Origin of the sequence: Dapis hubbardiae BLCC-M172 (assembly GCF_050016015.1) — a bacterium.
GTDB lineage: Bacteria > Cyanobacteriota > Cyanobacteriia > Cyanobacteriales > Microcoleaceae > Trichodesmium.
In genome coordinates this window covers 41066-52521 of record NZ_JBNHEQ010000129.1, presented here as the reverse complement: position 1 = coordinate 52521, position 11456 = coordinate 41066, and the positions used below count along the sequence as shown (strand labels likewise).

The 11456-nt window shown below is 33.8% G+C and carries 7 protein-coding genes and 1 tRNA gene; 4 read left to right on the top strand and 4 right to left on the bottom strand.

Annotated elements, in window-relative coordinates:
• Positions 1-1098 precede the first annotated feature (1098 nt).
• Together ACP6PK_RS11735 and ACP6PK_RS11730 are read right to left on the bottom strand one after the other, a co-directional pair.
• Positions 1099-2430 (bottom strand): MFS transporter, encoded by a 1332-nt coding sequence (locus ACP6PK_RS11735; protein ID WP_094671033.1) that lies wholly within the window; start codon positions 2428-2430, stop codon positions 1099-1101.
• A gap of 931 nt (positions 2431-3361) precedes the next feature.
• A tRNA-Ile gene (locus ACP6PK_RS11730) sits at positions 3362-3434 on the bottom strand.
• A 201-nt stretch (positions 3435-3635) separates the two neighbouring features.
• Here ACP6PK_RS11730 and ACP6PK_RS11725 point away from each other — a divergent pair.
• On the top strand, positions 3636-4304 hold the full coding sequence (locus ACP6PK_RS11725; RefSeq protein ID WP_094672280.1) for a hypothetical protein: 669 nt from the start codon (positions 3636-3638) through the stop codon (positions 4302-4304).
• A 101-nt stretch (positions 4305-4405) separates the two neighbouring features.
• Positions 4406-5896 carry a hemolysin family protein gene (locus ACP6PK_RS11720; protein ID WP_426559751.1) on the top strand — a complete coding sequence of 497 codons (1491 nt, stop codon included), beginning with the start codon at positions 4406-4408 and terminating at the stop codon, positions 5894-5896.
• A 934-nt stretch (positions 5897-6830) separates the two neighbouring features.
• On the opposite strand, the gene ACP6PK_RS11710 is transcribed toward ACP6PK_RS11720, so the two are convergent.
• Positions 6831-7052: a hypothetical protein gene (locus ACP6PK_RS11710; protein WP_246844060.1), complete on the bottom strand. Its 222-nt coding sequence runs from the start codon at positions 7050-7052 to the stop codon at positions 6831-6833.
• 313 nt (positions 7053-7365) lie between these two features.
• The gene (gene proX / locus ACP6PK_RS11705) at positions 7366-8379 is read right to left on the bottom strand and encodes a glycine betaine/L-proline ABC transporter substrate-binding protein ProX (RefSeq protein ID WP_426559750.1); all 1014 of its coding nucleotides are present in this window, start codon (positions 8377-8379) and stop codon (positions 7366-7368) included.
• 397 nt (positions 8380-8776) lie between these two features.
• On the opposite strand from proX, the gene rplI reads away from it, so the two are divergent.
• Both rplI and ACP6PK_RS11695 read left to right on the top strand, forming a co-directional pair.
• Entirely contained in the window at positions 8777-9235 is a 459-nt protein-coding gene (gene rplI / locus ACP6PK_RS11700; protein ID WP_094671683.1) for a 50S ribosomal protein L9, read from the top strand.
• An 800-nt stretch (positions 9236-10035) separates the two neighbouring features.
• On the top strand, positions 10036-11456 hold a 1421-nt coding region (locus ACP6PK_RS11695), incomplete at its 3' end, for a DnaB-like helicase N-terminal domain-containing protein (protein WP_426559749.1).

The window sequence follows — 11456 nt, the reverse complement described above, 5'->3', positions numbered from 1 at the left end:
CCCATCTCCCCATCTCCCCATCTCCCCATCTCCCCATCTCCCCATCTCCCCATCCATCTACCATTACTATGCAGGACTACCCTTTTTTTTTAATTGTTATAGCGTTTCTCAGTAAGCGTGAGGTACATTTTTATCTTTCTTCCCTGTTATTTGTTCCCTGTTGCCTATTATTTGTTGTCTCTTATTTGTTCCCTGTTGCCTAAAGTATAGAATTTTGTACCTAACGCTTTTTGGGAATTGCTATATTAGACATCTCCATAAGTTGAATACTTATTGTATAGTTATGGGAGATGGAGATATCTAAAAATTTTTGGCAATAACTTAAGATGGAACATTATAAGTCTTAAAGCCAGGAAGCCAGCTCCTTCCATCGGTAGTGCAGAGCGCGTAATGTGTGGGATAAGTCGCGTATGGCTCGCTAATATAATCTCAAAGCACTGATATATAAAGGTTAAGCGCCCAGATGGTCGCCAAGGGGGTGCCAATTTTTTAGCCTTTGAGACTAAAAGGTTAGGACGACTGGCAGAATTGCACAAAAAGATAGAGGTACAATTATTCCTGCAAATGTTCGGACGTCTTCCCACACTTGCCACACTTGCCACACTTGCCACACTTGCCACACTCCCCACACTCCCTTGACGCACTACCCTCCCATCTATCGCGCCCAAAAAATTCTACTGACTCCTGACCAAAAAAAAAGGTCTCAAGCCTCCCCTTTTAAGGGGATAAAAAAAGAGAATATTCCTTATGTCAAGCCTCTGGGTTTAGCCAGAGGTACTGTTAACTGATAACTGATAACTGATAACTGATAACTGATAACTGATAACTGAAATGACTTCCAGCTAAAAGCTGTTAACCGTTCTTATAAACCAAGATTTCCCATAAAAAAATGTAATAGAGCAAATTGTCAAAAATTCTCTATGATATTCTGTATGTCCCCTGCTACCCTTTGTGTAAACCCAGGCGTGAATATCTACAGGAAATTTAAGTTTTTTCCCGCTTTTAAGCCTTTTCTCCTAGATAAGTAAAGCTTTCTTCCTTATCCATATTTTATAATACTGATGCTACAGGAGATGATATTAGCTGATAATTCTTGAATTATTTTGAACTAACCATAGAATCACGTTCTGCCAACAGACGACGTAATTCTTTTTGTCGAGTGCTATCTAGTGGAAAGTTCCAGATAAAGATCGCTGCTAAAAGACTAATTGGAATAGGTACAAAAATAAACATATATTTAAGTGCTTCTATTGCTGTGGCAGTATTTTCACCCCCAGGAACAAAACCGATCCAATCTAAAATAGGATAAACTATCCCAACTCCCAAAGCAGAACCAACTTTGTTAGTCATAGTTAACAGAGAATAATAAAGACCTGTGCGTTGTGTTCCTGATTCCAAGTTATCATGATCTGTAAGGTCTGCCATAATTGAGCGCAATAAAAACGCTCCTGCACCAGATTCGATGCCGAAAAGAATATTAAATAAGGTATACAACCATAAGTTTCCTGGTTGAACAAGCAATAGACTGACAAGAATTACACAACCATACATTTTAGCAACACCAAAAGTCCGATGCTTCTCCAACTTATAACTAAGACGCATCCAAAGAGGAATGCCACAAAAACTAGCTACAAAATAGAGTAAGAGCATCAAACTAGACCATTCACCTAGTTGCATAACATAAGTTACAAAAAAAATGTAGATTGAACCAACAATTCCCGGAGCAAGACCAATCATTAAATCTGCTATTAGCACTCGTATTAGCAGTTTATTTTTCAACAGCAGAGAGGTTGACTGCAAGAAACCAAGTTGACAAGATGGTGCCACAGGTCTTTCTTTGACATTACAAACAGCGATCGCTACAGTGATGGGGAGCAATATAATTGTAAACCAACCCATAGCAGCAACTTTAGTTCCACTATCAGCTCTTCCAGTCTGTTCTAGAATAGTCGGAAGTATCAAAACAGCTAACATACCAAATACTAAGGCAAATTCTCGCCAACCTTGAACTCGCGCCCGTTCATAATAATCTGATGATAATTCTGCACCCCAAGACATATGAGAAATACTCAGCAGAGTCCAACCGACATACAACAACAGCATCCAAAACAGAAGATAATTTCCTGTGACTGGTGCTTCCGGCATAAACACTTTGTAAACGCAAATCATTAAAATAGGAACGGATAATATAATCCAATGACGCCGACGACCTAGAGGTGTTGTTACCCTATCGCTGATAACACCAAGAACTGGATCGGTAAAAACATCCCAAAAGCGGGTAATCATAAAAACTGTGCCCACCAGAGAAAGGCCCAGTCCCATTTCTTCTGCATAGAATGGCGGAAGATAAACTAAAAGGGGAAGGCCAAGAGCAGAAAGGGGTATTCCAGGAGAGACAAAGGCTGCAATAGTTTTTTTGGTGAGATTCATCTTGTGTTATTATTTATGGCCTTGGGAGCAAAATATAAAATTATATTTCATTTTAGGCAGATGAATTAAAAATGACACTAAGTTCTATATTTACTTAAGATAAAGAGATTTATGAGGTTATTGTGATGCGATCGCGGTTTTTTATTTTTATAGAACTTGTAAACCAGAGAAAATTAATAACCTAAATCTTGGAGTAGAAAACTTGATTTAGTAGAAGAATTTATAGGAGCAAGGGATGAATTAGGAAGAGCAATAATTATTAAGTTAACACAGAACGATGTGTAATTAATTTTGTTTATGAACTTACAGCAAATTTCAGGTATGTGAGGTACAACGAAATAAAAAGCTTTTTAACACAGGCATCTTACCTGTCACGGTTGTACCCTATACTAATTCACTTTCAAAATCTCACAATAAGCTCAAATTACTATAATTATTCGGCATTGGTGAAATAAGGTATGAAATTCTTATGGTCGTAATATTAATAGTAAGGAAAAAAGCTCTTTTAACTCCTAACTCCTAACTCCTAACTCCTAACTCCTAACTCCTAACTCCTAACTCCTAAAAATCATACAATCATTCACCAACGCCAATTATTCATTATTAATTATTAATTATTAATTTTTTAATATAGCTTATATCCTCTTGCTTAATCAGTTAAAAAGTCACCTGCTTAGGGACAAGGTTTTAGACCCAATTTTTCGGTAAAAAAATACAGCATATGCCATTACTGTTTGGAAATATCAAATTATTCAGTCAATTATATAAGACCTAAGCGTATCTCCATAAAATAGGTCGGAGGGAGAATTAATTGATAAAAAATGGGTAATAATTGATTTGATGATTGGATCAGTGGGAGATATCTAATACACCCCATCTCCCCTACTCTCAATCTCTAATTTTAAATATATCCCTTCAGGGGTTTTATAAATGCGCCCTGCTGGAATCGAACCAGCCTTAAAGCGAATTATGAGCTCGCTGCCTCCCCAATCGGCCAAAGGCGCTTATTTCTATCATCTTATAATATAAGGATATCAGGCAAGTTTAAGATAACCTTAGACTATTTTTTGATTATAACATATTTTGCTAACTTTAGTTAAAAGTCAACATAAAATTAGAATAGGTAAGTTTGGACATTAATACATACAAATAATTTATAGTATATCATAACAAAAAACAAAATCATACCTTAGAAAGAAAAAACTATGAATTCTAGTATTTTACTAACTCTAGGTCTGCTGGTTCTAATGTTTAGTGCTGGTTTGGGTAGTGCTTCTTGGGGATTTAAACTGGGCCGGGAAGCCTTAAAAGGAATTACTCAACCAGATACTCGTCCTACCAATAATTTAGTAGGTGCTAAAGACAGTTCAAATCGTCGAGAAGAAGTAGTGATGTTAAAGGAGGAAAAAATTATTATCAATGTAAAAAATACTATTCTCAATGGTGGAATAGCTGAGAAAAAAACTGCTAAAGAAAATTCCCAGAAAAAAACAGCTAAAGCCAAGTCTTCTCAAGAAACTAAATCCAAACAAAGTTTTCCAATTGTGAGTAGTGATGCTGGAGTAATATTGGAAGTTAATGATGTTCGTAAGTGGGGAAATTCTCTAGTCTTGGATGTTAATTTAAAAAATGAAGGAGATCGAGCTGTAAGATTTTTATACAGTTTTTTGAATATTACAGATCAACAAGGAAGAGTTCTCAGCGCCAGTACAGAGGATTTACCAGGAGAATTACCGCCCAATGGTAGAAGATATTATGGTATTATTACAATCCCAATTAGTTTATTAGATAATGCTAAAGAACTTTCCCTAGAACTTACAGATTATCCAGCTCAAAAGTTAGATTTGAAAATGTCTAAAATTAAAATAGATTAAGTTGATTTTGAATTTTGAGTGAGGAGGCTTTAAACCGAATTTGTCGATCAAAAATTGTAAATTTTAAACATGAAAATGTTCATAGGTCTGAGGCAAAATCAATGGCAGTAAATTTGCTAGATATGCCAGGCTTAGAAATGCTAATCTGGAGAGATATGACCTGGACAGATATACTGTCGCGCATCTTTTCGGTTTTTCTACTAATTTCCATAAATGCCTTCTTTGTTGTGGCAGAATTTTCTATTGTTTCTGTGCGAAGGTCACGCATTAATCAATTAGTAGATGAGGGGGATGTTCCAGCAAAAATTGTTCAGCAACTTCAAAGACATATAGACAGACTACTTTCGACAACTCAGTTAGGTATTACTTTATCTAGTTTGGCTTTGGGTTGGATTGGTGAAGGAACTATGGCTGTAATTGTGAGAAAAGGTATAGCTAATATACCATTACCTATTCATATTAGTCAAGCGATCGCCCACTCCCTCGCCATTCCTATTGTCACTTTTTTTATTTTGGCTTACCTACAAATTGTATTGGGAGAATTATGTCCAAAGTCAGTAGCGCTACTTTATCCAGAACAGTTATCTAGATTATTAGGCCCTCTGAGTCTAGCTATCTCTCGCTTCTTTAATCCTTTTATTTGGATATTAAATCAATCTACTCATTGGTTATTACGACTTTTGGGAATTCAATATACTGGCAGTGCTTGGAAAGCACCAGTTACTCCAGAAGAATTACAGTTAATTATCTCTACTTCTACTGAATCAACAGGTTTAGAAGCAGAAGAACGACAATTACTTAGTAATGTATTTGAATTTGGAGAGGTATTAGCTGGAGAAATTATGGTTCCACGGACAAGTATAAATACTATCTCTAGTACGGCTATTTTTCAAGATTTGTTAGATGAAATTCAGGTATCTGGTCATTCCCGCTATCCTGTAGTTGGTGAATCCGTAGATGATATTCAGGGTATTATTGATTTTAAAGAATTGGCTAAACCTTTAGCCCAAGGATTATTATCTCCACAAACTTCTATTATATCTTGGATTCGTCCTGCAAGATTCGTTTCTGAACAAACCTATCTGAATGAGTTACTATCATTAATGCAAAGAATGCGTCAAATTCCCAATAGTCCTCAGCACTCGGAAATGGTAATAGTGGTAGATGAGTTTGGTGGAACTGCTGGATTAATTACACGGGAGGATTTGATTGCTGAAATTATTAGTGCTGATAATTATGAAGTAACCGACTCTGAAGAACTTGCTTTACAAATGTTGGACGATCAAACTTTTATTGTCCAGGCACAGTTAAGTGTTGAAGAAGTTAATCAACTTTTAAATTTAGATTTACCAGTGACTGACGACTATCAGACTTTGGGAGGATTTTTGATTTATGAATTACAAAAAATTCCCATTGGAGGAGAAAAGTTATACTATCAGAATCTTGAATTTACTGTTATTTCTGCTGAAGGTCCCCGTTTAGATCAAATCAAGATTCGTCAATTAGAAGAGTTAGGAACTGAGCAAACTGTTAATCTAGTTTTAGAAGATGAAACAGTCAATCGAATTCCACCAAATGAACTAATTGATTGAACATTTAGCTTTTATTCTGAATACAAAGAGACATTCGCTACAAATCCCTAAGATGAGATAATGTAATTTGACCCTGACTTGAGAATTAGGCTAGAGTCTCTCAAGATTAATTATGACTTCATTTGGCTATGAATCTAATGCTATTTAATCAATAGCTGAATGCCACTCAATTTATCTAAAATCTAAAAACTATTCCGCAATAGTTGAATTAATTATCAATTAAAGTGAGGTTAGGCGTTTCGCGGAGCGACATGAAACGCGTAGCACTATCGCCATTCTTCCACTTTATCTAAAATCTAAAAACTATTGCGTAATAGTTGAATTAACTATTAATAAAAATGCAACAATACCATTTTTCTAAAAAAAATGCACTTAATAATTCTGATCCAGACTTGAATTTTACTGACAGCTATTATCTTTTATTCAGTACAACTTCATGGATAAAAGTTATAAGCTGACTAAGCTAAGAAAACTTATATAAACCTATATAAATACTATCAGGTTGAATATTTGATTTGATGATAATTTTTGCCTTAATTTAAGAACTAAGCAAATTAGGAAATTCAACAAGCTCGAATTTTAGTAATTTTATATTTATCGGCTGTTTTTTTGTCTATTTGATATCCAGCTATCCCTTCAGGTGTCAAAATTCCTACTTTCTCTAATTTTTCTTCTCCACCAGCTTTTTCAAAGAATTTCTCGTGGGATGGTTGGTAGTAAATGGTGCTATATTCTAAGTCTCCATTAGCAATGGAAATATAAATAGGGGGCTATTGAATTTGTTGGGGTTTTTCGACCTTATAGCTGAGTTTGTCTAGACCTATATAGTGTTTCTCAAGCTTATGAGGTACACCTATCTTTAATTTATTTTCTATTCCTCATTGCCTATTCCCTATTCCCTATTCCCTATTCCCTGTTCCCTGTTCCCTATTCCCTATTCCCTGTTCCCTAAAACAAACGAATTTTGTACTTCACGCTTCTTGGGAGTTGCTATATTAACAATGTTAGTTTGAAATAATTCTTCTATCCAACCACTATTATAGGCACTCCTAATAATGACACTATGGGAATTTGATACTTGTTTACAGGAAGTAAAAACTATTAATAAACTTGTGAGGATAGTTCCTAAGATTGTTTTTAGCGATATATTTTTCATTTTGCTTGGATTGAAAAACTGTGATTCAGTAGTAAGGAATAAATTTTCTATTCCTATAACTAGAAAATCCGAAAAAAAGCGTATCTCACTAAGATGATAATTTCTCTCTCAATAGTATTAGGTTAAATATTTGAGAGGCTGTTTATTCAATAATTATTAAGAGTACAAAAGAAGTAAATATCTAAAGTAGGAAAACTTTAAAGGATTGAAATATGATAGCTTTACACAGTATTATCTCATCCTAAAGTTACAGCGATAAATTATTATTTATGTATTTGTCTCTACTTTATTTTTTACTTGAAAAGCTAGAAAATTAATTTGTACTTTGTCTTGATGTTTCTAACCAACTATCATATTTTTGCTGATTGTTTTTTACCCACTCTTGAGCATGACGTAAAATATCTTCTGGTTTGTCTTCACCTTCTTTAATGCGTAAACTTTCAGCACTCATATCTGCCACGGGAATTTCTACTAATTCAAACCATCTTTTAGCAACTGGGTTAGCTTCGAGGAATTTTTTGTTAGCAACAATACCTTGTTTACTTCTAGAAAAGCCAAGATTTTTTCCATCTACTAATGTATCTTCTTCTGTTATATTTTGCATATCTGGTAAGGAGGTGAAAGGTACTTCTAACCAAACTACATCTTCACCTATTTTTAAGACTGTAGATATCCAGTGGGGATAATAGACATAATAAATAATAGGTTGTCCTTGCTTGTAGCGAGTAATAGCATCTGCCAAAAGAATTGTATATTGGCCTCGATTATGTTCTACTGTATCTTCTAGTTGGTAAGCTTTAAGTTGATGGTCTATAGCCAATTCACAACCCCAACCAGGATTACAACCAACTAAATCTGCTTTACCATCTTTATCTGAGTCAAAAAGTTTAGCTATTTCTGGATTTTTTAATTGTTCAATGTTAGTAATGTTATATTTATCGGCTGTTTTTTTATCAATTTGATATCCTTGCATTCCTTTAGGAGTTAAAATTCCTACTCCCTCTAATTTTTCTGTGCCACCAGCATTTTCAAAGAATTCTTCGTGCCCTGGTTGGTAGTAAATTGTGCTATATTCTAAGTCTCCATTAGCAATAGAAATATAAATTACTGGATAATCACTTTGTTTTGGTTTTTCCACCTTGTAGCCTAGTTGTTCTAGACCAATATTAACAATTTCGGTTTGAAATAATTCTTCTATCCAACCACTATTATAAGCAGTCCTAATAATGACTGTTTTAGAATTAGAAACTTGTTGACAGGAAGTGAAAATTATTAATAAGCTGGTTAGAATTGTTCCTAAGATTGTTTTTAGATATTTTTGTTTCATTTTGGTTTAATTAGCAAATTTTACTATTTATTGAATATTTAATTTTCTGATTATTTTTAGCTTAATGAATAGTCGTGAGGTTTACAGTTCAGGGAACATAACTTAGACTTAATCTTTAACTTTAACTACCTACTCTGTAGTTGATCTTATTTATGACTCTATAGCGTTTTCAAATGAGATATGAAACAAAATGACCATTTCTCATAGCCCGAAAAATACCCAGAGAGATTTCAGACAATTACCTATTCCCATATCCGGTGTTTCCTTTTGTCATGAATCCTAGTTTATATCTCATTTGGAAATACTATAGCTTAAATTAATTTCTAGTCATTTCCTATTTTATTCTTGAAATTAGAATATAATAGAAGTTTGCAGTGAAAATTTTACAATTACAGTCATGGCCAAAAAATTACAGGTAGTCTTGAATCAAGATATTAACAAGTTGGGAAAATCGGGGGATGTAGTAGAGGTAGCTCCTGGTTATGCCCGTAACTATTTGATTCCTAAGAAAATTGCTTTTCGTACTACTCCAGGTGTTCTTAAACAAGTAGAACGTCGTAAAGAACTAGAACGACAAAGACAAATAGAATTGAAGCAAGCAGCAGAAACTCAAAAGACTGCTTTGGAAACAGTAGGTCGCTTCAAAATTGCTAAACAAGTGGGTGAAAATGATGCAATTTTTGGTACGGTTACTGATAGAGAATTGGTGGAAGTAATTAAGGAAAATACTGGTCAAGAAATTGATAGACGTGGTGTTACTTTGCCAGAAATTAGCAAGGTTGGTTTCTACAAAGCTGAAATTAAACTTCATCCAGAGGTAACTGCTGAAGTGGAGGTTCAAGTTGTAGGTAGTTAACAGTTACACAGTTATCAGTTATCAGTTATCGGTTGAACTGGAAATACGAATAACTGATATCTGATTGACCTAATTTTATTAAAAATATTAGCTGTTGAATGAAATTTTTTACTTTTATTACTTATTCCTATTCTTGGAAGTTTCTCAATTTCTTTCTCCTACTTTAAAGGTAATGAAGTTAATAGCTGACTATAAATGCTTACAAAATAATTTTTATGAAATCTATAGATACATACGGAGCGATCGCCTAGCTCTCTAGAATATTGAAATGGAAAAAGCAATTTCAGTCGGTTTCGAGATAACGTTATTGGAAATTTTAGGGTTAATTCTGATTTGATATACTAATTACAATAAGGTGTGAAATATAAAGAAAATTTGTTTTAGGCAACACTTTATTCCAAAATTTTACATCTCATAAATCTAAGAGATATTATATTTTTTTAAAAACAAAATTATTTTTTACGCGCTTCACTACAAAAATTACTCCTATATATTCACATCAAAATATGAAATTTATTTAACTTAAGTATTCAGCCGTCAGCTAAAAGCTCTTGTTTTTGGTTTTAAATTTAAACTCCACCATTAAGACTATAATTTATAAACATCTTTCTTAATATAAAACTCTATAGTCATTTCAAATAAGGATTGAACACTTTTTCTGCTGAAACTCTCTTATAGCAAGAAATACTTGTCTCAATCTAAATTAAAATGAGTATATATATAGATAGCTTTAACAGCTATATATTATTGCTAATAGCTGAATACTTACCATTTAACCCAAATATTTAGATAAACTATAAATGCAAAGTGATCGCCTACCTCCCCAAAATATTGAGGCAGAAGAAGCTATTTTAGGTGGTATTCTTCTCGACCCAGAAGCCATTAATCGAGTAACAGAATTGTTACGCCCGGAATTTTTTGCCATTCAAGCTCATCAAATTATTTATAAAGCAATGTGGCAACTATATAATCAAGGTAAACCTACAGATTTAATGACTGTTACCAGTTGGCTTGTGGATAATAATCTATTGGAAAAAATTGGTGGGCAAGTCAAAATAGTTCAACTTTTAGAAAGAACTGTTTCTGCGGTTAACATCGATCAATATGCTGCTTTAGTTGTTGATAAATATATCCGACGAAAATTAATTCAAGCTGGCAATGAAATTTTTGATTTAGGTTTTCAAACTGCGACTAAATTAGAAACTATTCTTGACCAAGCAGAACAAAAAGTTTTTGCTCTGACTCAGGATAAACCACAACAAGATTTAGTTCCTATTTCTGAGACTTTAATTGATACTTTTCAGGAAATTGAAGATAGAAATGAGGGGGTTGCTTTACCTGGTCTTGCTTGTGGTTTTTATGATTTAGATGCAATGACGGGAGGTTTTCAAAGGTCTGATTTGATTATTGTGGCGGGTAGACCTTCTATGGGAAAATGTGCTGCTTATGATACTTTGGTTTTGCAAAAAGATGGCAGTTTAGTTACTTTGGCAGAAGTTTATCAAAGGCAGGAAATAGAATTATTAACTTTGGGAAAAAATAGGAAGTTTTATCTGACTAAACCTAGTGCTTTTGTTGATGATGGAATTAAACCTGTATTTAGAGTAACGACAAAATTAGGAAGATTTGTAGAGACGACAATTACTCATCCTTTTTTGACGGTTGATGGTTGGAAACCTTTGGCAAAATTGCAGGTAGGGGAAAAAATAGCTGTACCGCGTCGGTTAGATATTTTTGGTAATGAAACTATTCCAGAAAGTGAGTTTTCTTCCTTGATTGATTCTGATAATTGCTGTCTTTTTCCTCTGGTCTTTAAATTAGAAAGGTTGCAATTAGCTTTATTTATTAGATATCTATTTTCTTTGGATGGATGGGTGAAAATATCTGAGAGTAGGGGAGTATGTTTTGGTTATTCTACAGTTAGTGAAAAATTGGTTAGACAAGTACAACATATTTTGCTTAGGTTTGGAATTGTTGGTGGTATTGAAAAAGTTGAAGACAAGAGAAGTGGAAAAATAAAGGTTGATAAAAATTTATGGCATTTGAAAATTACTGATGCTTTATATCAGAAAAATTTTATTGTAGATATTGGTGGCTTTGATTCTAAAAATTTTGATTTTGACTCTAGCTGGTTAAAGTTAATGACAGAAAATAATTTCTTGGATCAGCAATTAGAAAAGACGGAAATTTTCTGGGATGAATTGGTGAGTCTGATGGCAAA

Bases quoted from the DNA above. Each gene is read 5' to 3' on its own strand.
- ACP6PK_RS11735 (WP_094671033.1), bottom strand. From the start codon at position 2,430: ATGAATCTCACCAAAAAAACTATTGCAGCCTTTGTCTCTCCTGGAATA.
- ACP6PK_RS11725 (WP_094672280.1), top strand. From the start codon at position 3,636: ATGAATTCTAGTATTTTACTAACTCTAGGTCTGCTGGTTCTAATGTTT.
- ACP6PK_RS11720 (WP_426559751.1), top strand. From the start codon at position 4,406: ATGGCAGTAAATTTGCTAGATATGCCAGGCTTAGAAATGCTAATCTGG.
- ACP6PK_RS11710 (WP_246844060.1), bottom strand. From the start codon at position 7,052: ATGAAAAATATATCGCTAAAAACAATCTTAGGAACTATCCTCACAAGT.
- proX (WP_426559750.1), bottom strand. From the start codon at position 8,379: ATGAAACAAAAATATCTAAAAACAATCTTAGGAACAATTCTAACCAGC.
- rplI (WP_094671683.1), top strand. From the start codon at position 8,777: ATGGCCAAAAAATTACAGGTAGTCTTGAATCAAGATATTAACAAGTTG.